The 25,235-nt window shown below is 60.8% G+C and carries 25 protein-coding genes; 6 read left to right on the plus strand and 19 right to left on the minus strand.

From position 1 onward, the window contains the following. Positions 1–48: 48 nt before the first annotated feature. Complete coding sequence (locus tag NF676_RS25820; RefSeq protein WP_024014708.1) at positions 49–474, minus strand: DUF4399 domain-containing protein; 426 nt, start codon at positions 472–474, stop codon at positions 49–51. A gap of 135 nt (positions 475–609) precedes the next feature. Between NF676_RS25820 and NF676_RS25825 the strand changes: the two genes are divergently transcribed. After that, on the plus strand, positions 610–1,173 hold the full coding sequence (locus NF676_RS25825) for a transporter substrate-binding domain-containing protein (RefSeq protein ID WP_150742959.1): 564 nt from the start codon (positions 610–612) through the stop codon (positions 1,171–1,173). A 224-nt stretch (positions 1,174–1,397) separates the two neighbouring features. Here the strand turns inward: NF676_RS25825 and NF676_RS25830 are convergent, their stop codons facing one another. Next, entirely contained in the window at positions 1,398–1,883 is a 486-nt protein-coding gene (locus NF676_RS25830) for a 2-thiouracil desulfurase family protein (protein WP_252886952.1), read from the minus strand. 2 nt (positions 1,884–1,885) lie between these two features. After that, entirely contained in the window at positions 1,886–2,518 is a 633-nt protein-coding gene (locus tag NF676_RS25835; protein WP_252886953.1) for a 2OG-Fe(II) oxygenase, read from the minus strand. Between the two features lie 108 nt (positions 2,519–2,626). Between NF676_RS25835 and NF676_RS25840 the strand changes: the two genes are divergently transcribed. Then, on the plus strand, positions 2,627–3,358 hold the full coding sequence (locus tag NF676_RS25840; protein ID WP_024014712.1) for a DUF2059 domain-containing protein: 732 nt from the start codon (positions 2,627–2,629) through the stop codon (positions 3,356–3,358). 132 nt (positions 3,359–3,490) lie between these two features. On the opposite strand, the gene bipL is transcribed toward NF676_RS25840, so the two are convergent. Next, positions 3,491–4,438, minus strand: a complete 948-nt coding sequence (bipL, locus tag NF676_RS25845) for a phospholipase BipL (protein ID WP_252879063.1) — start codon at positions 4,436–4,438, stop codon at positions 3,491–3,493. 99 nt (positions 4,439–4,537) lie between these two features. On the opposite strand from bipL, the gene NF676_RS25850 reads away from it, so the two are divergent. Both NF676_RS25850 and NF676_RS25855 read left to right on the plus strand, forming a co-directional pair. Next, positions 4,538–5,116, plus strand: coding sequence for a DUF6436 domain-containing protein (locus NF676_RS25850; RefSeq protein WP_056786241.1), 579 nt, complete (start codon positions 4,538–4,540; stop codon positions 5,114–5,116). A gap of 102 nt (positions 5,117–5,218) precedes the next feature. After that, positions 5,219–7,630: a penicillin acylase family protein gene (locus tag NF676_RS25855; RefSeq protein WP_252886954.1), complete on the plus strand. Its 2,412-nt coding sequence runs from the start codon at positions 5,219–5,221 to the stop codon at positions 7,628–7,630. 200 nt (positions 7,631–7,830) lie between these two features. On the opposite strand, the gene NF676_RS25860 is transcribed toward NF676_RS25855, so the two are convergent. The 8 genes from NF676_RS25860 to NF676_RS25895 form a co-directional block, all read right to left on the minus strand. Next, on the minus strand, positions 7,831–8,721 hold the full coding sequence (locus NF676_RS25860) for an ABC transporter permease subunit (protein ID WP_150742954.1): 891 nt from the start codon (positions 8,719–8,721) through the stop codon (positions 7,831–7,833). Then, the gene (locus tag NF676_RS25865) at positions 8,718–9,599 is read right to left on the minus strand and encodes an ABC transporter permease subunit (protein ID WP_177327003.1); all 882 of its coding nucleotides are present in this window, start codon (positions 9,597–9,599) and stop codon (positions 8,718–8,720) included. The genes NF676_RS25860 and NF676_RS25865 overlap by 4 nt, the downstream gene beginning before the upstream one ends. Before the next feature lie 35 nt (positions 9,600–9,634). Then, on the minus strand, positions 9,635–10,777 hold the full coding sequence (locus NF676_RS25870) for an ABC transporter ATP-binding protein (RefSeq protein WP_016772662.1): 1,143 nt from the start codon (positions 10,775–10,777) through the stop codon (positions 9,635–9,637). 63 nt (positions 10,778–10,840) lie between these two features. Next, the gene (locus NF676_RS25875; RefSeq protein ID WP_290128311.1) at positions 10,841–11,938 is read right to left on the minus strand and encodes a polyamine ABC transporter substrate-binding protein; all 1,098 of its coding nucleotides are present in this window, start codon (positions 11,936–11,938) and stop codon (positions 10,841–10,843) included. Between the two features lie 186 nt (positions 11,939–12,124). After that, the gene (locus tag NF676_RS25880) at positions 12,125–13,237 is read right to left on the minus strand and encodes a polyamine ABC transporter substrate-binding protein (protein WP_039757472.1); all 1,113 of its coding nucleotides are present in this window, start codon (positions 13,235–13,237) and stop codon (positions 12,125–12,127) included. Between the two features lie 171 nt (positions 13,238–13,408). After that, on the minus strand, positions 13,409–14,773 hold the full coding sequence (locus tag NF676_RS25885) for an aspartate aminotransferase family protein (protein WP_095181295.1): 1,365 nt from the start codon (positions 14,771–14,773) through the stop codon (positions 13,409–13,411). 56 nt (positions 14,774–14,829) lie between these two features. Beyond that, the gene (locus NF676_RS25890) at positions 14,830–16,188 is read right to left on the minus strand and encodes a glutamine synthetase family protein (RefSeq protein WP_016772658.1); all 1,359 of its coding nucleotides are present in this window, start codon (positions 16,186–16,188) and stop codon (positions 14,830–14,832) included. Between the two features lie 93 nt (positions 16,189–16,281). Further along, positions 16,282–16,638: a glutamine amidotransferase gene (locus NF676_RS25895; protein WP_252877077.1), complete on the minus strand. Its 357-nt coding sequence runs from the start codon at positions 16,636–16,638 to the stop codon at positions 16,282–16,284. Positions 16,639–16,916: 278 nt separating this feature from the next. Here NF676_RS25895 and NF676_RS25900 point away from each other — a divergent pair, with 278 nt between their 5' ends. Together NF676_RS25900 and NF676_RS25905 are read left to right on the plus strand one after the other, a co-directional pair. Beyond that, on the plus strand, positions 16,917–18,293 hold the full coding sequence (locus tag NF676_RS25900; RefSeq protein ID WP_016772657.1) for a glutamine synthetase family protein: 1,377 nt from the start codon (positions 16,917–16,919) through the stop codon (positions 18,291–18,293). Positions 18,294–18,577: 284 nt separating this feature from the next. Continuing rightward, a complete protein-coding gene (locus NF676_RS25905; protein ID WP_041476873.1) occupies positions 18,578–19,210 on the plus strand; it encodes a TetR/AcrR family transcriptional regulator in 633 nt (210 codons plus the stop codon). Between the two features lie 161 nt (positions 19,211–19,371). Here the strand turns inward: NF676_RS25905 and NF676_RS25910 are convergent, their stop codons facing one another. From NF676_RS25910 to NF676_RS25940, 7 genes are all read right to left on the minus strand, one after another. Continuing rightward, entirely contained in the window at positions 19,372–19,587 is a 216-nt protein-coding gene (locus NF676_RS25910; RefSeq protein WP_003229256.1) for a TOBE domain-containing protein, read from the minus strand. A 29-nt stretch (positions 19,588–19,616) separates the two neighbouring features. Continuing rightward, entirely contained in the window at positions 19,617–20,423 is an 807-nt protein-coding gene (gene ssuB / locus NF676_RS25915) for an aliphatic sulfonates ABC transporter ATP-binding protein (protein WP_252886955.1), read from the minus strand. Beyond that, entirely contained in the window at positions 20,420–21,202 is a 783-nt protein-coding gene (gene ssuC / locus NF676_RS25920; protein ID WP_027610511.1) for an aliphatic sulfonate ABC transporter permease SsuC, read from the minus strand. The genes ssuB and ssuC overlap by 4 nt, the downstream gene beginning before the upstream one ends. A gap of 9 nt (positions 21,203–21,211) precedes the next feature. Further along, a complete protein-coding gene (gene ssuD, locus NF676_RS25925) occupies positions 21,212–22,360 on the minus strand; it encodes an FMNH2-dependent alkanesulfonate monooxygenase (RefSeq protein ID WP_133335804.1) in 1,149 nt (382 codons plus the stop codon). A gap of 25 nt (positions 22,361–22,385) precedes the next feature. Next, positions 22,386–23,360 carry a sulfonate ABC transporter substrate-binding protein gene (locus NF676_RS25930; protein ID WP_252886956.1) on the minus strand — a complete coding sequence of 325 codons (975 nt, stop codon included), beginning with the start codon at positions 23,358–23,360 and terminating at the stop codon, positions 22,386–22,388. A gap of 89 nt (positions 23,361–23,449) precedes the next feature. Continuing rightward, entirely contained in the window at positions 23,450–24,043 is a 594-nt protein-coding gene (gene ssuE, locus NF676_RS25935) for an NADPH-dependent FMN reductase (protein WP_041476877.1), read from the minus strand. A gap of 315 nt (positions 24,044–24,358) precedes the next feature. Further along, positions 24,359–24,997 (minus strand): peroxiredoxin, encoded by a 639-nt coding sequence (locus NF676_RS25940; protein ID WP_016772650.1) that lies wholly within the window; start codon positions 24,995–24,997, stop codon positions 24,359–24,361. Between the last annotated feature and the right edge of the window lie 238 nt (positions 24,998–25,235).

The raw sequence follows: 25,235 nt of genomic DNA on the forward strand, positions 1-25,235 counted from the left end.
GCCACTTGAAGCTGAATAAAAAAGGGAGCCCCGAAAGGCTCCCTTTTTTTATTTCACGTTGACCGTGATTTTTTCCGAAACGATCGATGGGTCGAACGGCATGTGGCCGCTGTCGCCGAGGATCAGTTGCAAGGTGTGCTTGCCCGGGGCCAGTTTGATCGTGGCTTCGGTCTGCGCCTTGCCGAAATGCATGTGGTGAGCGTCAGTCGGGATCGGCGCGCCTTCGGCCGGCAGGTCGTCGACGTCGATCAGCAGGTGATGGTGGCCGGTGTTCTTGGTGGTGTCACCCGCCGGGGCCAGCGCGATGTTCTTGACGCCGAACTTGACCTTGAATTCCTGCGAGACGGTGGCGCCGTCCTCGGGAGAAACGATGAACACTTCAGCATCCTTCGGCGCCGGTGTCGCCGCACTGGCCAGCACCGAAACACCCATCAGCACACCGGCCAACGCTGCACGTGACAAAAAGCTTTTCATTTTCTTCTCCAGTTTTTCCGTAAAATCCGCACGGTCATGACAACTTCATGACCATTCGTTGTCGAAGGCACTCGACAACCATAGCAAAGCGAGCCTGAATCAGAGCGTCGCGATAATGATTTCAAAGGAGTGACCATGCGCCTGCTGCCTGGCCTGATCTGCCTGCTACCCCTTCTGAGCCCGCTGGCTCACGCCGAACTGATTGATGACGTCAACGACCGTGGCGAGCTGCGCATAGCCCTTGAGGCTAATACACCGCCCTTCAATTACAAGGAAGGCGACACCCTCACGGGGTTCGAGGTCGAGCTTGGGCAACTTCTGGCCCAAGAGCTGGATGTACGCGCCGACTTCATCGTCACCGACGAGGGCGACCTGCTCCAGGGCGTTGAAAGCGGCAAATACGATGTCGCGCTCAACCACATAGCACTGACACCCGAACTCAAGGATCGTTTCGACTTCAGCGAGCCGTACGGCGAGGTCGACGGGCAGTTGTTGGCGAAGAAGGACGAGACGCCGCGGCCGCTGGTGCTGGTGCAGGCGTTGACCGAAGCGAAGCCGAAAGCGGCAGTGCCGGTCGAGCTGGCGATCCCGTTTCAGAAGGGTAATCCGGCATTTCAGGCCAGCCTAAAGAGCGCGCTGGAACGGATCAAGGCGGATGGGCGGTTGGCGGCGCTGTCCGAGAAGTGGTTGAAACCGTAAGAGCCCCTCACCCTAACCCTCTCCCGGAGGGAGAGGGAACTGATCCGGGGATGCTTTAGAGGTACGCCGACTTGGGATTGCTATACCGAATCCGAAATCGACTGATCATGGCTTTGTCGAATCCCTGGTCGCCAAGGTCTTTCAGGTCGATGGACAGCGCCAGACACCTCGGTCGGCCCCCTCTCCCCCCGGGAGAGGGCTGGGGTGAGGGCAACGATGGCGGATCAGTCCAAAGCAGCCAGAGTCACCGCCGCCTCAACCAGCTCAAGTTCACTGAAAACCCGAACCCCATGACGCTTGAGCAACGCCGCCGTCACCCCTTCGCCACTGACTTTGACCCCACTGAACGTGCCGTCATATGTCAACAGATTCCCGCAAGAGGGGCTGTTGGCCTTGAGCACCGCCACCCGAATGCCGTGCTTTTGCACCAGTTCCAGCGCTTGCCGCGCCCCCTCGAGAAACTGCGCGCTGACATCCTCGCCATCAGTAGTGATGACTGCGGCAATGCCATCCAGCACCTGACCGCCCTGCCCGCCAGGAATCTCCGCCGCCGCCCGCGGCGTCGGCAATCCACCCGCCACCTCCGGACACAACGGCACCACGCGCCCTTCTTCGATCCACTGCTCAAGCAGATCAAACGGCCCGCTCGCACCACCGTCATAACGCACGCGATGGCCCAACAGGCAGCGACTGACCAGGATCTTTTCCATGTTCAGAACGGCTCGTTGCCACGGCGACGGAACCAGCCAGTCAGCGACAGGCGCTCGCGATGGGCCGGCAACACTTCGTGGGGCACTTCGCCGGAGAGAAACACCACCAGACAGCCGCCGGTCGGCTGTACGTCATGCACACGTTCTTCGCCCAGGTACATGCGCAACTGTCCGCCGTCCTCCGGCAGCCAGGCGTCGTTGAGGTAGATCACCGCCGACACCATGCGCCGGTCATCATCGCGAAAGCGGTCGAGATGCTTGAGGTAGAACGCGCCGGGCGGGTACAGGGCGAAATGGCATTCGAAATCCTCGAGCCCCAGAAACAAGCCACGATTGAGTGCCTCGCGCAGCCTGTCCATCAGGCTCAGGTAGCGGTCAGTGGCGTCGGCCTGACCCGGGTCGATCCACTGGATGTGATCGCCGCGAATACCCTCGCGAATCTCCGAAAACGGCCCGCGTCCGACCGCCGCCGGCGCCAGCTCACCCTCGGCTTCACGTTTACGGCACTCGGCCGCCAGCGCCCGGGTCAGATCGGCGGGCAGGAAGATGTTCTGCTGCGACCAGCCGTGTTCGGCCAGGTCGTCGACAATGCGTAACAGCAGCGGGTGTTCAGAGGATATCGGCATGGCGCGCATAGTATGCCGACGGCAAAAAATCCGACAGAGCCACGCAGCGCCTTGCTACGAATTCTCGACAAGTACCGGCACCGCACGGACAATAGTCCGCTGCTGACAGGAGTCCCTATGCGCCGTTTGCTTTTTTCACTGTTGATGTTCTGCGTATTGCCCGCCTGGGCGGACGGCCACGATCAGTTGTACAAGGTCGCCGGCTGGCCAGAACAACGCGCGCATTTCAACGATGCCCTGAGCGCCGCCCAGCAGCGCTATCAGAACAGCCTGCCACCTGCGGTATTTCAGGCGCTGGTCAACAACAGCAATCAGCGCTTCGCCGCGCAGGCCATGGATCAGCGTGCCGAAGCGCAACTGCGGCAGAAACTCGCCGACCCGAAACCGGCGCTGACCTTCTTCCAGTCACCACTGGGCAAGAAAATCGTCGCCGCCGAATTGCTCGCAACCCGTCGCGATCAACTGGCAAAAAATGCCCAGGGCCTGCCGAAGATGCAGGCCAGCGACAGTCGCTTGCTGATCATCGGCCATCTCGCCCAGGCCCTGCCGGCCCGTGAGGCTGGCGCCGAGGTCAGCCTGGCGATTGCCGGCGTGGCAGCGGACAGCTTGAGTTCGATGATTCCGGGATTGCTTGGCGGTGGACAGGCACAGGGCATGCTGAATGGTCAGCGCCAGCGGCTGATGGATCAGATCGGCGCCGATCTGAACAACACGTTGCTCTACGTCTATCGCGATTTGTCGGATGAAGAGCTGGAAGAGTTTGCGACGTTTGCCGAGTCGACCGAGGGCAAGGCTTACTACCAGGCGGCACTGGCGGCGATTCGGGCGGGGTTGGCGGTCGGCCAATAATCTTCGTTGCCTGAAAGATCGCATTCGCGAGCAGGCTCGCTCCCACATTGGATCATCAGTGGACACAAAATGTGTGAGCATCCCGAATTCCCTGTGGGAGCGAGCCTGCTCGCGAAGAGACCCGCACAGCCGCTACAGATTCCTGCCCCTGATCCGCTTGCTCAAGAATTCGAAATACTCCTCACGCATCTCCGCCGTTTCATTGGCCAGGTGATGCCGTGCCTCGGCCAACAGCAGTATCTGCGGCCGGTCGAACTTCCATTTCAACACCTGCAGATTGTGCTGCCAGTCGACAGTCATGTCCGCCTGCCCCTGAATGATCAGCGGCCGTCGCGGACTTTTTTTCGCGTGCTCGACGCGGATGATCCAGCGCGACAGCGCGCCCACCCATTTCGTTGGCAGACGTCTTGGCTGTAACGGGTCGGCCTGCAGAAACGGCAGAAAATCCGGATCGTTGGAATTCTCGCTAAAGCGTCGCACCACCCCGCGCACAAACGGCCGCAGCAGGTAATAACTCAGCTGCGACCAGCCCCACGCCCTCGGCCGCACCAACGGCGCCAGCAGAATCACCTGCCCCTGCGCCGGGCTGTTCTCGCCATGGTTGAGCAGGTGATCGACGACAATCGCGCCACCGGTGCTTTGCCCGCACAAATGCCAAGGCTGCGGCAGCGCGATCGAGTTCGCTTCAGCGAACAGCGCCTGCAACACGTCCTGGTATTCAGCGAAATCACGAATGCTTGCCCGTGGCCCGCTCGACAGACCATGGCCCGGCAAGTCGCAGGCGATCACGGCGAAATCCTGATCCAGCGCCCACTCGATCACATGCCGGTACAGGCCGATGTGGTCGTAATAACCGTGGAGCAGAAACAGCGTCGCCTTGACCTTCTCCGGCCACCAGCAATGGCTGACCAGCTCGTAGCCATCGACTTCGAAACGACCCATGCCGCGCCAGACATCGCGCTCGGCGAAGTCGGTCTTGTAGAAGCGCTGATAATCCTTCGCCTCATCCGATAACGGCTGCCACTCGGCCAATGGCTTGAGGCTCGCGCGTAAATGATCGGGGTCGAAAGTATCAGGCATGCGGACATTCCAGAGCGGGAAACGGACTTTATCGGCCTGCGATATTCATCTCTAGAGGCAGACATGGCAAGCTAGCCGGCCTTTCGAGGATCGAAAACCATGCGTTCGCCCTACCGCACCGCACTGTTCGCCAGCCTGCTCGCGCTGATCTGCGCCGGGGTGCTATGGGCGGCGTATGACTGGTTTCAGGGCCGCTATCTGCGCGCGTTCAGCGAACATACGGCGGTATTTTCCGGTGACCCGCTGCGCCTGCCGGACAACCTCGCCGGGCCGGGAAATATCCGCCTCGTGCACTTCTGGGACCCGGCCTGTCCGTGCAATGTCGGCAATCAACAGCACCTGAGCGAGATGGTCGAACAGTTCGGCGCGCGTGGAGTGGAGTTCTTCGCCGTGCAAAAGCCCGGCAGCCACGGCCAGTTGCCCGCCACCCTCGCCAGCCTGAAAACCATCATCGTCCTGCCCGGCGCCGAACAGATCCCCGCCAGCCCTGCCGTGGCGATCTGGGATCGCAGCGGCAAACTCGCCTACTTCGGCCCGTACAGCGAAGGCTTGACCTGCAACTCCAGCAACAGCTTTATCGAACCGATCCTGCATGCCCTGACGGAAGATCGCCCGGTCAATGCTACCCACACCTTGGCGGTGGGTTGTTATTGCCCATGGCCGGCGGACGCGAAGTAAGGCATTCCGGACTTTTCAAGGACAGCGCTGCAGCGCACAGATGCTCTGTGATAAATGTTTGCAGCCCGATGGGCGGCCCTCCCGCCTGCACAAGGAGTCACCATGAAGCGTGCGTTGATCGTCGTTGCCTTGCTCATCGTTGTCCTGCTCGGCGCCGCCGGCGGGTATATCTACAGCAAGCAGCCGACGCGCCAGGGCCAGGTCGAGCTGCGCAACCTGCAAGGCTCGGTGACCGTGCGCTATGACGAGCGCGGTGTGCCGCATATCCGCGCCGAGAACGAAACCGACCTCTATCGCGCCCTCGGTTATGTGCACGCGCAGGATCGTCTGTTCCAGATGGAAGCCATGCGCCGCCTCTCTCGGGGCGAGCTGGCCGAAGTGCTCGGGCCGAAACTGCTCGACACCGACAAACTGTTTCGCAGCCTGCGCATTCGGGAGCGCGCGGCCAGTTACGTCGCCAGCCTCGACAAGCAGTCGCCGGCATGGAAGGGCCTGCAAGCCTATCTGGATGGCATCAACCAATATCAGGACACCCACGCCGCGCCGATCGAGTTCGACGTGCTGGGCATCCCCAAGCGGCCGTTCACTGCCGAAGACAGCATCAGCGTCGCCGGCTACATGGCCTACAGCTTTGCCGCTGCGTTTCGCACCGAGCCGCTGCTGACCTACGTGCGCGATCAGCTCGGCGCCGATTACCTCAATGTCTTCGATCTCGACTGGCAGGCCAAAGGCGTTCTGGCCACCAATCACACCCGGCACGCACCGGCCCTCGCCGCCGGCGACTGGCAGGACCTCACCGCCCTCGCCCGCCTCAGCGAACAGGCGCTGCTCGACAACGGCCTGCCGCAGTTCGAGGGCAGCAACGCCTGGGTGATTGCCGGCAGCCGCAGCCAGAGTGGCAAGCCGTTGCTGGCCGGCGATCCGCATATTCGTTTCTCGGTGCCGTCGGTGTGGTACGAGGCGCAGCTGTCGGCGCCGGGTTTCGAGTTGTACGGCCATCATCAGGCACTGGTGCCGTTCGCGTTTCTGGGGCACAACCTCGATTTCGGCTGGAGCCTGACCATGTTCCAGAACGATGACCTCGATCTGATCGCCGAGAAGGTCAACCCGGACAACCCCAATCAAGTCTGGTATCGCGGTCAGTGGACCGAGATGCTCGTCAGCGAACAACAGATCAAGGTAAAGGGTCAGGCGCCGGTGACGCTCACCTTGCGCCACTCCCCGCACGGGCCAATCGTCAACGATGCTCTTGGCAGCGCCGCCGGCAAGACCCCGATCGCGATGTGGTGGGCCTTCCTCGAAACACCTAACCCGATCCTCGACGGCTTCTACCAGCTCAACCGCGCCGACACCTTGGCCAAGGCCCGCGCGGCAGCGGCCAAGGTGCAGGCGCCGGGCCTGAATCTGGTGTACGCCAACGCCAAAGGCGATATCGCCTGGTGGGCCTCGGCCTTGCTGCCCAAACGTCCGGCCGGGGTGCAACCGGGCTTCATCCTCGACGGCAGCACGCCCGAAGCGGACAAGGACGGCTACTACCCGTTCAGCGCCAACCCGCAGGAAGAGAACCCGGCGCGCGGCTATATCGTCTCGGCCAACTTCCAGCCCGTGTCGCCGACCGGCATGGAGATCCCCGGTTACTACAACCTTGCCGATCGTGGTCAGCAGCTTGACCGTCAGCTCAGCGACAACCGGGTGAAGTGGAGCAACGAGGCCAACCAGCAACTGCAGCTGGGCACGACGACCGGTTACGGCCCGCGTCTGTTGGCGCCGCTGTTGCCGGTTTTGCGTGAGGTGGTGAGTGATCCGGCGCAGCTGAAACTGGTCGAGCAATTGGCGCAATGGCCCGGCGACTATCCGCTGAATTCCGTCAGCGCGACGCTGTTCAACCAATTCCTCTACGACCTTGCCGATGCGGCGATGCGCGATGAGTTGGGCAATGACTTCTTCGAAACACTGCTGTCGACGCGGGTAATCGACTCAGCGCTGCCACGCCTGGCGGCCAAGGCGGACTCACCGTGGTGGGACAATCGCAGCACGCCGGCCAAAGAAACCCGCGCCGATGTCGTGCGCACGGCGTGGGCGGCAAGCATGGCGCATCTGAAACTGACCCTCGGCGATAACGTGGCCGGTTGGCAGTGGGGCGCGGCGCACACCCTGACTCACGGCCATCCGCTGGGGCAGCAGAAGCCGCTGGATCGCCTGTTCAACGTCGGCCCGTTCGCGGCGCCAGGCAGCCACGAAGTGCCAAACAACCTCTCGGCGAAGATCGGCCCGGCGCCATGGCCGGTGACCTATGGACCGTCGACCCGACGCCTGGTGGACTTCGCCGATCCGGTCCATAGCCTGACGATCAATCCGGTCGGCCAGAGTGGCGTGCCGCTGGACCGCCACTATGACGACCAGGCCGAGGCGTATGTGGAGGGGATTTATGTGCAGGCGCATTTCAGCGAGGAAGAGGTGCTGGCGAATACGCGCAGTACGTTGAAGCTGTTGCCTGCGCGGGCTGCGCAATAGATTGATGCCGTCTCGACCGGCCCTTTCGCGAGCAAGCTCGCTCCCACAGGAGATTGCATTCCAAATGTGGGAGCGAGCCTGCTCGCGAAAGCGCTGTGTCAGCCGGCATCTGAGTCGACTGACACTCCGTCTTCGCGAGCAGGCTCGCTCCCACATTTACAACCAGGTTGGCCGCAGGGTTGAGGCCAACCTGATATTGCTTAGGCCGCTTCCGGCGCTGGCGCGCGGCGTGCGTCCGGTTGTTTCCACGAATCGGCGGCGCTTTCTTCGATGGCTTGCTGGATGGCTTTCTTGCGTGCTTCTTCGGCGCGGCGGCTGAAGAACCAGACGAGGAAGGTCACCAGCGACACCGCCAGCAGAATCAGACTGGCCACGGCGTTGATTTCCGGCTTCACACCCAGGCGCACGGCCGAGAACACTTCCATCGGCAGGGTCGTCGAACCCGGGCCGGACACGAAGCTCGCCAGCACCAGGTCATCCAGCGACAGCGCGAACGACATCATCCCGCCCGCCGCCAGCGACGGCGCGATCATCGGGATGGTGATCAGGAAGAACACCTTCCACGGCCGCGCGCCCAAGTCCATCGCCGCCTCTTCGATCGACAGGTCCAGCTCACGCAAGCGCGCTGACACCACCACCGCCACATACGCGGCGCAGAACGTGGTGTGGGCGATCCAGATGGTGACGATGCCGCGCTCCTGCGGCCAGCCGATCATTTGGGCCATGGCCACGAACAGCAGCAACAGCGACAGACCGGTGATCACTTCCGGCATCACCAACGGCGCAGTCACCAGGCCACCGAACAGCGTGCGGCCCTTGAAGTGAGTGATGCGGGTCAGCACGAACGCTGCCAGGGTACCCAGCGCCACCGCAGCAACCGCGGTGTAGCAGGCGATTTCCAGCGAGCGCAGCACCGAGCCCATCAGTTGCGAGTTGTCGAGCAGGCCGACGTACCACTTGATCGACCAGCCGCCCCATACCGTCACCAGTTTCGAGGCGTTGAACGAGTAGATCACCAGAATCAGCATCGGCAGATAGATGAAGATCAGACCCAGTACCAGCATCAGGCTGGAGAAACGGAAGCGCTTCATTCTTTACCCTCCATTTCCTTGGCCTGACTGCGGTTGAACAGAATGATCGGCACAATCAGGATCGCCAGCATCACCACCGCCAGGGCGGACGCCACCGGCCAGTCGCGGTTGTTGAAGAATTCTTGCCACAGCACCTTACCGATCATCAGGGTTTCCGGGCCGCCGAGCAGTTCCGGGATCACGAACTCGCCGACCACGGGAATGAACACCAGCATGCAGCCGGCAATGATGCCGTTCTTGGACAGCGGAATGGTGATTTTCCAGAAGCTGTTGAAGGTGCTCGAACCCAGATCCGACGCGGCTTCCAGCAGACTCTGATCGTGCTTCACCAGGTTGGCGTACAGCGGCAGGATCATGAACGGCAGGTACGAATAGACAATCCCGATGTACACCGCCAGGTTGGTGTTGAGGATCTGCAGCGGCTCGTCGATCAGGCCCATGCTCATCAGGAAGCCGTTGAGCAGGCCGTTGTTGCTGAGGATGCCCATCCACGCGTACACGCGGATCAGGATCGCCGTCCAGGTCGGCATCATGATCAGCAGCACCAGTACCGTTTGCAGCTCCTTGCGCGCGCTGGCGATGGCGTAGGCCATCGGGTAACCGATCAGCAGGCAGAGCACGGTGCTGATAAAGGCCATTTTCAGCGAGCCGAGATAGGCGGCGATGTACAGTTCGTCGTCGCCAAGCAACGCGTAGTTGCCCAGGTTCAGCAGCAGTTGCAGCTTCTGCTCGGCGTAGGTGTAGATCTCGGTGTACGGCGGGATCGCCACGTCGGCTTCGGCGAAGCTGATCTTCAGAACGATGAAGAACGGCAGCATGAAGAACAGGAACAGCCAGATGAACGGCACCCCGATGACCAGCTGCCGGCCATTGGGGATGATTCGGTTTATACGGCGTTTGAATTTGCGCATGTTCATGAGCGAAGTACCACGCCGCTATCGTCTTCCCACCACACGTAGACCTGATCGCCCCAGGTCGGACGCGCGCCGCGACGTTCGGCGTTGGCGACGAACGACTGCACCAGTTTGCCGCTCGGCAATTCGACGTAGAACACCGAGTGCCCGCCCAGATAAGCGATGTCGTGGACCTTGCCGCTCGACCAGTTGTACTCGCAGGTCGGCATGTCGGCGGTGACCAGCAGTTTTTCCGGGCGAATCGCGTAGGTGACCGACTTGTCCTGCACCGAGGTACTGATGCCGTGGCCGACGTAGATCTGCCGGTCGAGGTCCTTGCAGGTGATGGTCGCGTGGCCTTCGGCGTCGTCGATCACTTCGCCTTCGAAGATGTTGACGTTGCCGATGAATTCGCAGACCAGACGGCTGGTCGGGGTTTCGTAGATGTCAATCGGGCTACCAATCTGCGCAATCCAGCCCAGGTGCATGATCGCGATGCGCTCGGCCATGGTCATGGCCTCTTCCTGGTCGTGGGTCACCATCACGCAGGTCACGCCGACGCGCTCGATGATTTCCACCAGTTCCAGCTGCATCTGCGAACGCAGCTTTTTGTCCAGTGCGCCCATCGGTTCGTCGAGCAGCAACAGCTTCGGCCGCTTGGCCAGCGAACGGGCCAGGGCCACGCGTTGACGCTGGCCGCCGGACAGTTGATGCGGCTTGCGCTTGGCGTACTGGCTCATCTGCACCAGCTTGAGCATCTCGGCCACGCGGGCGTCGATCTCGGCCTTGGGGATCTTGTCCTGCTGCAAGCCGAAGGCAATGTTCTGCGCCACGGTCATGTGCGGGAACAAAGCGTAGGACTGGAACATCATGTTGATCGGACGGTCGTACGGCGGCATGTCGGTGATGTCGACGCCGTCGAGGAAAATCCGCCCTTCCGTGGGCCGTTCGAAGCCTGCCAGCATCCGTAGCAAGGTGGATTTGCCCGATCCCGAACCGCCGAGCAGAGCAAAAATTTCGCCCTTCTTGATTTCCAGGGACACGTCGTCCACGGCAATCGTCTCGTCGAACTTCTTCGTGACCCGGTCGATTTTGACCAGCACCTGTTTTGGTGTCTGGTCGCCCTCGAGGGCTTTCTTGTAGGCGCCGGAGGCAACTGCCATTTACGAAACTCCCAACAGAAGCAGCAGTTCGCCCCGCAAGACGAACCCTGGATAGTTTGTGCGTTATTTGCCCGACTTGACCTTGGTCCAGCTACGGGTCATCAAACGCTGAATATTGGCTGGCAACTCGGTCGACACGTAGGTCTTGTCGAGGACTGCTTGCGGTGGGTAAACCGCTTCATCGGTGCGAATGGATTGTTCCATCAGCTTGTCCGAACCCGGATTGGGGTTGGCGTAACCGACGTAATCACTGACCTGGGCGATCACCTCAGGTTTCAGCAAATAATTGATGAAGGCGTGGGCCTGTTTGACGTTGGACGAATCCTTGGGGATCGCCAGCATGTCGAACCACAGCGCGCCGCCCTCTTTCGGAATCGAATAGGCGATGTTGACGCCCTTCTTGGCTTCCTCGGCACGGTTCTTCGCCTGGAAGATATCGCCGGAGAAACCGATGGCCACGCAGATGTCGCCGTTGGCCAGATCGCCGATGTACTTCGACGAATGGAAATAGGTCACGTAGGGACGCACCGCGAGCAACTTGGCGGTGGCCTTTTCGTAGTCCTTGGTGTTGGTGCTGTTGGCGTTCAGGCCCAGGTAATTGAGCATGGTCGGCATCATTTCGTCAGCCGAATCGAGGAACGCGACACCGCAGCTGTGCAGCTTCTTGATGTTTTCCGGCTCGAACAGCACGGCCCAGGAATCGATCTTGTCGACGCCCAGCACAGCTTTGACCTTGTCGACGTTGTAGCCGATGCCGTTGGTGCCCCACAGATACGGTACGGCGTAGAGGTTGCCGGGATCGTTCTGCTCCAGGCGCTTGAGCAGCACCGGGTCGAGGTTGGAATAATTGGGCAGCTGCGCCTTGTCGAGCTTCTGGAACGCGCCCGCCTTGATCTGCTTGCCAAGAAAGTGGTTCGACGGCACGACCACGTCATAACCGGTGCGCCCGGCGAGCAGCTTGCCTTCCAGGGTTTCGTTGGAGTCGAAAACGTCGTAGACCGGTTTGATCCCGGTCTCTTTCTCGAAGTCGGCCAGGGTCGATTCGCCGATGTAATCGGACCAGTTATAAATATGCACCGTACCGGCGGCCTGGGCTCCGACAGCGATTGTCAGGCCGGCAGCGGCCAGCAGGGCTTTGCGCAAAGAAGAAAATACAGGCAAGTGGAGGTCCTCTAAATTGATTGGGCCCAAGTTGCCCCGCGCTGCATGACAGCCATGGCTGCCCGACAACAAAACCGGCGCGCAACTTACCCTCGAAAAACCGATCCAGCAAAACTTTCTGTCATTTAATTATCCGCTGGCCGCCGTCGCGACGACGACGGCCAGTGGTTGTGGCGACAAACCGGCTTATTTGCCCGATTTGATCTTGGTCCAGCTGCGGGTGATCAGACGCAGTGTGGCGGCGTCCAGATCGCTGATCGCATAGAGCTGCTTCTTCACTTCAGCCGAAGGATAGATGCTCGGGTCGCTGGTGATGTCCTTGTCCACCAGAGGCGTTGCCGCCTTGTTGCCGTTCGGGAAACGCACGGCGTTGGTGATGCCGGCCATCACTTGCGGCTCCAGCAGGTAGTTCATGAACTTGTAGGCGGCTTCGACGTTTTCGGCATCCTTGGGAATGGCGACCATGTCGTAGAAAGTACCGGCGCCTTCTTTCGGAATGGTGTAGGCCAGCTTGACCTTGTCACCGGCTTCCTGGGCGCGGGTCTTGGATTGCTCGAGGTCACCCGAGTAACCGACGGCGACGCAGATGTTGCCGTTGGCCAGGTCCGAGATGTACTTGGAAGAGTGGAAGTAGGCGACCGAAGGACGGATCTTCAGGAACAGGTCTTCGGCGGCTTTCAGATCAGCCTTGTCCTTGCTGTTGGTCGGCTTGCCCAGATAGTGCAATGCCGCCGGAATCATTTCGGTCGGGGCATCGAGGAAGCTCACGCCGCAGCTTTTGAGTTTCTCGATGTTTTCCGGCTTGAACACCACGTCCCACGAATCGATCTTGTCGATACCCAGCGCAGCCTTGACCTTGGCCGGGTTGTAGCCGATGCCGATCGAGCCCCACATGTACGGGAAGGCGTGTTTGTTGCCCTGGTCGCTGGCGTCGCCAACGGCCTTGAGCAGGTCTTCGTCGAGGTTTTTCCAGTTAGGCAGCTTGGACTTGTCCAGCTCCTGGTAAACGCCGGCCTTGATCTGCTTGGCGAGGAAGTTGTTGGAAGGCACCACGATGTCGTAACCGGACTTGCCGGCCAGCAGCTTGGCTTCCAGGGTTTCGTTACTGTCGAAGACGTCGTAGACGACTTTGATCCCGGTGGCTTTTTCGAAGTTGGCCACGGTGTCCGGCGCGATATAGTCGGACCAGTTGTAGACGTGCAGCACCTTGTCGTCCGCGTGCACCGCACCCGCCATCATGCCCGCCATGGACAGCGCGAGCAGAGTCTTGCCAGCTAGCTTTTTACCTAATGCCTTCATGCGTCATGCTCCAAATTTTTCTTTTTTGAACCACTTTGTTCAGCGGCCGAACCCGGACAACTGGAACCGCGGCTAGTCTGGCAAGATCCGAGGCGGTCTTTCAACAAAAGACCAGCCTTTCTGACAGCTTTGAGCGAGTGCGCCGCAGCTCCCCCGCCCAAAGCCTAGCACCTAGGCCTGCAGCGCATTGAGGGTCAGGTCCAGACACTTGCGTGCTTTTGTAACCAGCTCATCGATCTCGGCTTTGCTGATCACCAGCGGCGGCGCGATGATCATGGTGTCGCCCACCGCGCGCATGATCAGGCCGTTGTCGAAGCAGAACTGCCGGCAGATCATGCCCACGCCCTTGCCTTCGTAACGCTTGCGCGTGGCCTTGTCCTGCACCAGCTCGATCGCCCCCAGCAGACCGACGCCGCGAACTTCACCCACCAACGGGTGATCGTTCAGCTCGCGCAGACGTTTCTGCAAATACGGTGCCGTTTCGTTGTGGGCGTTCTCGATAATTTTTTCGTCGCGCAGGATGCGGATGTTTTCCAGGCCCACCGCTGCTGCCACCGGGTGCCCGGAGTAAGTGAAGCCGTGGTTGAAATCGCCGCCTTCGTTGAGCACGGCCACCACCGAATCACGCACGATCAATCCGCCCATCGGGATGTAGCCGGAGGTCAGGCCCTTGGCGATGGTCATCATGTCAGGCGCAAGGTCGTAGAAATCGCTACCGAACCACTCACCGGTACGGCCAAAGCCGCAGATCACTTCATCGGCAACGAAGAGGATGTCGTACTTGGCGAGGATTTCCTTGATGCGCGGCCAGTAGGTGTCGGGCGGAATGATCACGCCGCCGGCACCCTGAATAGGCTCGGCAATAAAGGCACCGACGTTGTCGACGCCGACTTCGAGAATCTTTTCTTCGAGCTGATTGGCCGCCCAGATGCCGAACTCTTCCGGCGACATGTCACCACCTTCGGCAAACCAGTACGGCTGCGCGATGTGGACGATGCCCGGAATCGGCAGGTCGCCCTGCTCGTGCATATAAGTCATGCCGCCGAGGCTCGCGCCGGCCACGGTCGAACCGTGATAACCGTTCTTGCGGCTGATGATGACTTTCTTGTTCGGCTGGCCTTTGATCGCCCAGTAGTGACGGACCATGCGCAACATGGTGTCGTTGCCTTCAGAGCCGGAGCCGGTGAAGAACACGTGGTTCATGCCTTCTGGCGCCACGTCGGCAATCGCCTTGGCCAGTTCCAGTGCCGGCGGGTGTGCGGTCTGGAAGAACAGGTTGTAGTACGGCAGCTCGCGCATCTGTTTGGCGGCGGCATCGGCCAGTTCATCGCGACCGTAACCGATCGCCACGCACCAGAGGCCAGCCATGCCGTCGAGGATCTTGTTGCCTTCGCTGTCCCACAGATAAACGCCCTTGGCGTTGGTGATGATCCGCGGGCCCTTCTCTTTCAGTTGCTTGAAGTCGCTGAACGGGGCCAGGTGGTGATCGCTGCTCAGCGCTTGCCACTCACGGGTTTGCGGGTTGTTGCTGGTCATGCCAATTCTCCTTGTTATCGGTGAAGGCGCGACGGCTGGCCGCCGCGCCCGGCGTATCAGACGGCGAAGAGCAGGTACTCACGCTCCCAGGAACTGATCACGCGCTTGAAGTTTTCATGCTCGGCGCGCTTGACCGCGACGTAGCCGGTGATGAAGGTCTTGCCGAGATACTTCTCGATGGTCGCGCTGTTTTCCATACGCTCCAGCGCGTCTTCAATGGTCAGCGGCAGGCGCAGGTTGCGGCGCTCGTAACCACGGCCAACCACTGGCGCGCTCGGGTTCAGGCCCTCGACCATGCCGATGTAACCGCAGAGCAGGCTCGCGGCGATCGCCAGGTACGGGTTGGCGTCGGCGCCCGGCAGACGGTTTTCCACGCGCCGGTTCTGCGGGCCGGCATCCGGTACGCGTAGGCCGACGGTGCGGTTCTCTTCGCCCCACTCGACGTTTACCGGTGCCGAAGTGTCCGGAAGGAAGCGGCGGAACGAGTTGACGTTCGGCGCGAACAGCGGCAACAGCTCGGGGATCAGCTTCTGCAAGCCACCGATGTGGTGCAGGAACAACTGGCTCATGGTCCCGTCTTCGTTGGAGAAAACGTTCTTGCCGGTCTGAATGTCGATGATGCTCTGGTGCAGGTGCATGGCGCTGCCCGGCTCGCCGGTCATCGGCTTGGCCATGAATGTCGCAGCGACATCGTGCTTGAGCGCGGCCTCGCGCATGGTGCGCTTGAACACCAGAATCTGATCGGCCAGCGACAGGGCGTCACCGTGACGGAAGTTGATTTCCATCTGCGCGGTGCCGTCTTCGTGGATCAGCGTGTCGAGGTCCAGCTCCTGTAATTCGCACCAGTCGTAGACGTCTTCGAACAGCGGGTCGAATTCGTTGGCCGCTTCAATGGAGAACGACTGCCGGCCGATTTCCGGACGGCCCGAGCGGCCGATCGGCGGCTGCAACGGATAGTCGGGGTCGTCGCTGCGCTTGGTCAGGTAGAACTCCATTTCCGGCGCCACGATCGGCTGCCAGCCCTTGTCGGCATACAGCTTCAAGACTTTCTTGAGGACGTTGCGCGGCGACAGCTCGATCGGGTTGCCTTGCTTGTCGTAGGTGTCGTGGATCACCTGCGCGGTCGGCTCGATGGCCCACGGCACCAGGTACACGGCGTTCTGGTCGGGGCGGCAGATCATGTCGATGTCGGCCGGGTCGAGCAGTTCGTAATAGATGTCGTCTTCGACGTAGTCGCCGGTCACCGTCTGCAGCAGCACACTCTCCGGCAGACGCATGCCTTTCTCGGCGATGAACTTGTTGGTCGGCGAAATCTTGCCCCGGGTGATCCCGGTCAAGTCGCCGATCATGCATTCGACTTCTGTGATCTTGCGGTCTTTCAACCAATCGGTGAGCTGGTCGAGGTTGTTACTCATAAATGCCTCTGGGCTGAGTCTCCTGACGCGATGTCAGGCAATTTTGACGCTTGCGGCGTCGCGTTAAAGGGGGCTTGCTCGCGCAGTGCTGGCTTACGCCTGGCACCGCGCATAGACAATGAAAGAGGAGCTTACCTGCCCTTGACGCTGGCGTTGCATTTCCCGTGCACTTTGCAAACGTGCAGAATCAAAAGCACGGCGCCAAGTGCGGCACGGGCTTTGAGCGGGAAAGAGTTCTATAGTGGAAGGAGACGCCATAAAGCGGATGCTGTGCCCGACGTCCAGAATATCGGACGCTGCCGTTTTGCCGGATTTTGACGAGAGTCTCGTCAACAGGCTGCGCGCTTTGCTGGCTGCGCTACGGACGGATTGATCGCCACTGATGTGATGAGCATGCAGACCGGACTGTTGCGAGCAGTCGGTGATGCCGATTAACGGCAGGCGAGACATGAAGCACCCCGGTATTATTGCTGTTATGGGTTTGACCGGAGCTTAGCCTTGTTCATTTTTTTACACAACACCCCCGTAAAAAATACAACACGGCCTGCTCAAGGCCGCAGCAGAGCAACGTTCAAGGTTGGAAAAAATGCCCCAAAGTGCCCCATAAATGCCCTCCAAGCGCTTTTTCGGGGCAAAAAAGGCCTCGCTTGACTTCGGCAGGCCGTTCGGGTTGACTGAAACCAGAAAAGATCAATGATTGATATTTTTAACAACAAAGGTGTTGCATCATGTCGGTACCCCCGCGTGCCGTTCAGCTTAACGAAGCGAACGCGTTCCTTAAGGAACATCCTGAGGTTCTGTACGTTGACCTTCTGATTGCGGATATGAATGGTGTGGTGCGCGGCAAGCGCATCGAACGCACCAGCCTCCACAAGGTTTACGAGAAAGGCATCAACCTGCCGGCCTCTCTATTTGCTCTGGATATCAACGGCTCCACGGTGGAAAGCACCGGCCTGGGCCTGGACATCGGCGACGCCGATCGCATCTGCTATCCGATCCCCGATACCCTGTGCAACGAGCCATGGCAGAAGCGCCCGACCGCGCAGCTGTTGATGACCATGCACGAACTCGAAGGCGATCCGTTCTTCGCCGATCCCCGTGAAGTGCTGCGCCAGGTGGTGACCAAGTTCGACGAGCTCGGCCTGACCATTTGCGCCGCCTTCGAACTCGAGTTCTACCTGATTGACCAGGAAAACGTGAACGGCCGTCCACAGCCGCCACGCTCGCCGATCTCCGGCAAACGCCCGCACTCGACTCAGGTCTACCTGATCGACGACCTCGACGAATACGTCGACTGCCTCCAGGACATTCTGGAAGGTGCCAAAGAGCAAGGCATCCCGGCCGACGCGATCGTCAAGGAAAGTGCCCCGGCGCAGTTCGAAGTGAACCTGCACCACGTCGCCGACCCGATCAAGGCCTGCGACTACGCGGTCCTGCTCAAGCGTCTGATCAAGAACATCGCCTACGACCATGAAATGGACACCACCTTCATGGCCAAGCCGTATCCGGGCCAGGCGGGCAATGGTCTGCACGTACATATTTCGATTCTGGACAAAGCCGGCAAAAACATTTTTGCCAGCGAGGATCCCGAGCAGAACGCCGCGCTGCGTCACGCGATCGGCGGTGTGCTCGAGACCCTGCCGGCGCAGATGGCTTTCCTCTGCCCGAACGTCAACTCCTACCGTCGCTTCGGCGCGCAGTTCTACGTACCGAACTCGCCGTGCTGGGGCCTGGACAACCGCACCGTGGCGATCCGCGTACCGACCGGCTCTGCCGATGCCGTACGTATCGAGCACCGCGTGGCCGGCGCCGACGCCAACCCGTACCTGCTGATGGCTTCGGTACTGGCCGGCGTGCACCACGGCCTGGTCAACAAGATCGAACCGGGCGCGCCTGTCGAAGGCAACAGCTACGAGCAGAACGAACAGAGCCTGCCGAACAACTTGCGCGATGCCCTGCGCGAGCTGGACGACAGCGAGGTGATGGCCAAGTACATCGATCCGAAGTACATCGATATCTTCGTCGCCTGCAAGGAAAGCGAGCTGGAGGAGTTCGAACACTCCATCTCCGACCTTGAGTACAACTGGTATCTGCATACCGTTTAAACGGTTTGCAGCTTCAAAAAACGCCGTTGGCTGATTCAGCCACCGGCGTTTTTTTATGGCCGAACACAAAACCTGTGGCGAGGGGATTTATCCCCGTTGGGTTGCGAAGCAGCCCCAAATCCATCCCACTCGGTGTGTCAGGAATACCCGGCTCTCAGGGTTTACGACTGCTGCGCAGCCGAACGGGGCGGTGCGACGTTTCGCTAAATCCCCTCGCCACAGGGTACTGGCAGACAACACCTGAACCGCCTCGTACAATGCCCGCTGCCCCGCAGGAGACTTCCATGACGCGTCCCGCCACCGTCCGCAAACCCCGTGCCCGCAGTCAGGCGCGGATCGATTCGATCCTCGATGCCGCACGCACGTTGCTGGCGGCCGAGGGCGTGGCCAGTCTGTCGATCTACAGCGTCGCCGAACGCGCGCAGATTCCGCCCTCTTCCGTGTATCACTTCTTCGCCAGCGTCCCGGCGCTGCTCGAAGCGCTGACCGCCGATGTCCACGCAGCCTTCCGCGCTTGCCTGCAAGCACCGATCGATCATGATGCCTTGCGCGACTGGCGAGATCTGTCGCGACTGGTCGAACAGCGCATGCTCGAGATCTACGACGAAGACGCAGCCGCGCGGCAATTGATCCTGGCGCAACATGGCCTGACCGAAGTCACCCAGGCCGACCGCCAGCACGACCTCGAACTGGGCGACCTGATGCACAAGCTGTTCGACCAGCATTTCGAGTTGCCGAGGCTGCCGGACGATGTCGATGTGTTTGCCCTGGCAATGGAACTGGGCGACCGGGTCTATGCCCGTTCGGTGCAGCAGCACGGGCAGATCACCCCGCGCATGGCCGAGGAAGGGATGCGCGTGTTTGATGCCTATATCGGGTTGTACCTTCCGCCGTATCTACCCAAAAGAAATCTCTAGCGCATGCACCGGCCCTTTCGCGAGCAGGCTCGCTCCCACATTTGAAATGCGTTCCCCTGTGGGAGCGAGCCTGCTCGCGAAAGCCGCGCCGCCGAATCCGCGACAGGCACAAAAAACCCCGCAGGGCTCACACCCTCCGGGGTTGTTTTTTGCTCACCGGCTCACAACTTGGCGATGGACACCTCGGTGGACTTCACAAAGGCGATCACCTCACTGCCGACCACCAGCTCCAGCTCTTTCACAGAACGGGTGGTGATCACCGAAGTGACGATGCCCGAAGCGGTCTGCACGTCGATTTCCGACAGCACGTCGCCGAGGACGATTTCCTTGATCGAGCCTTTGAACTGGTTGCGCACGTTGATGGCTTTGATAGTCATGGCATTGATTCCTGTCGTTGATAAAGGTGTTATTGCGCCCAGCGCAGTTGCGTAGGCAGGGGTGAAACGGGTTCCGGCGCCGGCGGTTCGCCGGGCAGGGACAGAACACGGTTGAGCACTTCGGTTTCCAGTGCGGCGAGGCGATGCGAGCCACGCACCCTGGGGCGCGGCAGTTCGACGTGCAGGTCGAGGCCGACTTCGCCGTCCTCGATGAGGATCACCCGATCGGCGATCGCCACCGCTTCACTGACGTCATGGGTCACCAGCAGCACGGTAAAACCGTGTTGCTGCCACAGCCGTTCGATCAGTTGCTGCATCTCGATGCGGGTCAGTGCATCCAGCGCACCGAGCGGTTCGTCGAGCAGCAACAGACGCGGCTGATGGATCAGCGCCCGGGCCAGCGCGACGCGCTGCTTCTGGCCACCGGACAACGCCGCCGGCCATTCATTGGCGCGATCGGCCAGGCCCACTGCTTCCAGTGCATCCAGCGCTTGCTGGCGCCAGTTGCCCTTGAGGCCGAGACCGACGTTGTCGATGATCCTTTTCCACGGCAGCAGCCGCGCTTCCTGGAACATCAACCGCGTGTCGTCGCGCGCCTGGCTGAGCGGTCCGGAGCCGGCCAGCAGCTCGCCGCCAGAGGGTTGATCGAGGCCGGCGAGCAAGCGCAAGAACGTGCTCTTGCCACAACCGCTGCGCCCGACCACGGCGACAAACTGCCCCGCCGGAATGTGCAGATCGATGTCGCGCAACACCTGGCGTGAGCCGAAGGTCTTCTGCAGGTTGCGCACTGCCAACGGAATCCCGCGCAACAGGCGTGGAGGTTGTTGAGCAGTCATGCCGCACCTCCCTTGGCAACCTGATAGGCCGGGTGCCAGCGCAGCCACACACGCTCAAGTCCACGGGCGGCGAGGTCAGCAAGTTTGCCGAGCACCGCGTAAAGCAGGATCGCCAGCACTACCACATCGGTCTGCAAGAACTCGCGGGCGTTCATCGCCAGATAGCCGATACCGGAGCTGGCCGAGATGGTTTCAGCGACGATCAGCGTCAGCCACATGAAGCCCAACGCGAAGCGCACGCCAACCAGAATCGACGGCAACGCACCCGGCAGAATCACCTGCCAGAACAGGCTGAAACCGCTCAGACCATAACTGCGCGCCATCTCCACCAACGCCGGGTCGACGTTGCGGATGCCGTGGTAAGTGTTGAGGTAAATCGGGAACAAGGTGCCCAGCGCCACGAGGAAAATCTTCGCTGACTCGTCAATGCCGAACCACAGGATCACCAGCGGAATCAGCGCCAGGTGCGGCACGTTGCGGATCATCTGCACCGAGCTGTCGAGCAGGCGTTCGCCCCACTTCGACAGGCCGGTGATGAAGCCCAGCACCAGACCAATGCTGCCGCCAATGGTGAAACCGAGTGCCGCGCGCCAGCCGCTGATCGCCAGGTGCGTCCAGATCTCGCCGCTGCGCACCAGGCTGACGCCGGCTTCGATCACCGCCACCGGTGCCGGCAGAATCCGCGTCGACAACCAACCGGCCGACACCGACAACTGCCACACCGCCAGCAGCAACACCGGCAACGCCCAGGGCGCGAGGCTGTGGATAAATTTGTTCATGGCCGCGCCTCAGCTCTGCGACGCGGCTTTGGGCAGGATGTCGTTGGCGACCATCTCGCCGAACGGGCTGACATAACCGGCGCTCTTCGGCAGTTCCGGGCGTTCAACGTCAAGATGCGGGAACAGCAGCTCTGCCACGCGATACGATTCTTCGAGGTGTGGATAACCGGAGAAGATGAAGGTGTCGATGCCCAGATCCGCATATTCCTTGACCCGCGCTGCCACGGTCGGGCCATCGCCGACCAGCGCGGTACCGGCACCGCCGCGCACCAGACCGACGCCGGCCCAGAGGTTCGGGCTGACTTCAAGATTGTCGCGGCTGCCGCCGTGCAGCGCGGCCATGCGTTGCTGGCCGACCGAATCGAAGCGCGCCAGCGAGGCCTGCGCACGTTGGATGGTGTCGTCGTCCAGATGCGAGATCAGCCGGTCCGCTGCCTGCCAGGCTTCGGCGTTGGTTTCACGGACGATCACATGCAGACGAATACCGAAGCGCACGGTGCGGCCGAGCCTGGCGGCTTTGGCGCGCACTTGTGCGATCTTCTCGGCCACCGCGGCCGGTGGTTCGCCCCAGGTCAGAACCATCTCGACCTGCTCGGCCGCCAGATCCTGCGCCGCTTCCGAAGAGCCACCGAAATACAGCGGCGGACGCGGTTGCTGGATCGGCGGATACAGCAGCTTCGCGCCCTTCACGCTTATGTGCTCGCCGTCGTAATCGACAGTTTCGCCTTCCAGCACACGGCGCCAGATGCGGGTGAATTCCACCGAGGCCTGATAGCGTTCCTCATGGTTGAGGAACAGACCATCGCCAGCCAGTTCCTCCGGATCGCCACCGGTGACCAGATTGAACAGCGCACGCCCGCCGGACAAACGATCCAGCGTCGCTGCCTGGCGCGCCGCGACCGTCGGGGAAATGATCCCGGGGCGCAGGGCGACGAGGAATTTCAGACGCTGGGTCACTGGAATCAGCGAGGCCGCGACAAGCCATGAGTCTTCGCAGGAACGCCCGGTCGGAATCAGCACCCCGCCAAAACCCAGACGGTCCGCCGCTTGCGCGACTTGCTGCAAATAACCGTGATCAACCGCGCGGGCGCCTTCGGCGGTGCCAAGGTAATGGCCGTCGCCGTGGGTCGGCAGGAACCAGAAGATGTTGAGGCTCATGGAGTGGTCTCCTTGTGGATTCGAATTACTGGGCTTGGGAGCTTTGGGCCACAGCGGCCGGCGGGGTCCAGATCACATCCTTGATGCTCAACGGCTTGGGAATCAGCTTGAGCTGGAAGAACGTGTCGGCGATTTTCTGTTGCGCGGCGACCACTTCCGGGGTCAGGAACAGCGCACCGTAGCCCTGGCGTTTCACCGAGGTCAGGGTGATGTCCGCCGGCAGGCCAAGCAGTGGCGCGACCTGTTGCGTCACGTCTTCGGGATTGGCTTTCGACCATTCACCAACCGCGCGGACTTCTTCGACGAGGGTCTTGATCACCTCGGGATTTTTCTGCGCGTAAGGTTTTGTGGCCAGATAGAACTGATGGTTGTCGACGATGGCTTTGCCGTCGCGCAGGGTGTGCGCTTGCAGTTGTTTCTCGGCAGCGGCCTGATACGGATCCCAGATGACCCAGGCGTCGACACTGCCACGTTCGAACGCAGCGCGGGCATCGGCCGGCGGCAGGAACACGGTCTGAATATCGCTGTACGTGAGGCCGGCGTCTTCCAGCGCGCGCACCAGCAGGTAGTGGACGTTGGAGCCTTTGTTCAGGGCGACTTTCTTGCCCTTGAGGTCGGCCACCGATTTGATCGGCGAGTCTTTCGGCACGAGGATCGCTTCGCTGTTCGGCGCTGGCGGTTCATAGGCGACGTAGAGCAGATCCGCGCCAGCGGCCTGGGCGAAAACCGGTGGAGTTTCGCCGGTCACGCCGAAATCGATCGAGCCGACGTTGAGGCCTTCGAGCAGCTGCGGGCCGCCGGGGAATTCCGTCCATTGCACGTCGACGCCTTGCGCCGCCAGACGTTTTTCCAGCGTGCCTTTGGCTTTCAGCAGCACCAGCGTGCCGTACTTCTGATAACCGATCCGCAATGTCTCGGCTTGAGCTTGGGTGATGGCGCCGAAGGTGACAGCCGCAGCAAACAGAGCGACCAGACCACGACGCAAAAATACAGTGCGCATAGCGCTCTCCTTTTTGCTGTTGGGTTGTGGCTGCACCTGCTTGCCCGTTGGCGGGCGAGTAAGGCCAGTACTTCAAATTTCGATAAGGCTTAAATGCTCCAGCGAGCACTCAACAAACGTTCGTTCAGCAGGCCTGGCTCCAGCGGTTTCGGCCGGCGCGCCATGGCGCCGATGAACTGGTCCAGGGCCTCGTGCAAGCGCTGCTCCAGGGCCGGCGCCAGTTGCGCGGCGGCACTGCCTTCGCCATAAGCGATCTGACTGTCCTCGGCGAAAATACCCTGAAGCATTTCCTGTGCTTTGAGTGCCGACAGCACGGGCTTGAGGGCGTAATCGACCACCAGCATGTGAGCGATGCTGCCGCCCGTGGCCATCGGCAAGACAATCTTGTGGTTCAAGGCACGCTCGGGGAGCAGATCCAGCAGGGTCTTCAGCGCACCGGAAAACGAGGCCTTGTAAACCGGCGTGGCGATCAGCAGGCCATCGGCGTTTGCGATCTGTTGCAACAAGTCGAGGACCTTCGGACTGTCGAAGCGCGCGTGGAGCAGATCCTCGGCCGGGAAGTCCCGCACCTGATAACTCACCACTTCCACCCCTTGCTGTTGCAACCAGCGTTGCGAACGCTCCAGCAGCACCCCGGAACGGGAGCGCAGGCTGGGACTGCCACCGAGTGAGACGACCAGCATTGCAGATTCCTTTAAGCGTTACAGGCGATTCGCAGGCTGCGATCTCGCTTCAATGGCAGTGACCTTACCAGCTGATTTATATATCCATAAATCATATTTATTCATTTGGTTATGCATTTAAGAGATATATCGCGGAGCAGAATCCAGGCGAAAAAAAAGGCCGTCGAAACGGCCGAAATTCCCCTGCGTTGTGATTCTGGATTCTCAAGTGCCTGGACTGACGCCTTCGCGAGCAGGCTCGCTCCCACAGGGGAATGCATTGCAAATGTGGGAGCGAGCCTGCTCGCGAAAGCGGCGGTGACTGCACCACAAATCTTATTTGTTCGGCTGCGGCGTCAGGCGCAGGTACGGCTTCACCGCGCGATAACCTTTGGGGAAGCGCTGCTTTATCTCGTCCTCATCCTTGAGCGACGGCACGATCACCACTTCTTCACCGTCCTGCCAGTTGGCCGGGGTGGCGACTTTGTAATTGTCGGTGAGCTGCAGCGAGTCGATCACCCGCAGGATCTCGTGAAAGTTGCGCCCGGTGCTCGCCGGGTAGGTGATGGTCAGGCGGATCTTCTTGTTCGGGTCGATGACGAACAGCGAACGCACGGTCAGGGTGTCGTTGGCGTTCGGGTGGATCAGGTCGTAGAGATCGGAGACCTTGCGATCGGCATCGGCCAGGATCGGGAAGTTGACGATGGTGTTCTGGGTTTCGTTGATGTCCTCGATCCACTTGTGGTGCGAGTCCACCGGGTCGACCGACAGCGCGATGGCTTTGACGCCGCGTTTGCTGAACTCATCCTTGAGCTTGGCGGTGAAACCCAGCTCGGTGGTGCACACCGGAGTGAAATCCGCCGGATGGGAAAACAGCACGCCCCAGCTGTCGCCCAGCCATTCGTGGAAACGAATCTTGCCGGCGCTGGAGTCTTGTTCGAAATCGGGGGCGATGTCGCCGAGTCTGAGGCTCATGGTGCTGCTCCTGATGAGGGATGGAGACAACAACTGTAGCTTGGGATCGGTCAGCGTGAAAAAGAATAAATAAATAGATATCTAGATGATTCGGGAATATTAAAGATCTGTTCATTGGACACCGGCCTGCATCGCGACGAACATCGGTTGCAAGGTTCGAGAAGGCCTTGAGTTGCAGCAAAGAGGGAAATCGAGAAGGGCTTACGGGGGTGAGCCTGACTCGAAACGCAAAAGCCCC

Source organism: Pseudomonas siliginis (assembly GCF_024072275.1).
Taxonomy (GTDB): Bacteria; Pseudomonadota; Gammaproteobacteria; order Pseudomonadales; family Pseudomonadaceae; genus Aquipseudomonas; species Aquipseudomonas siliginis.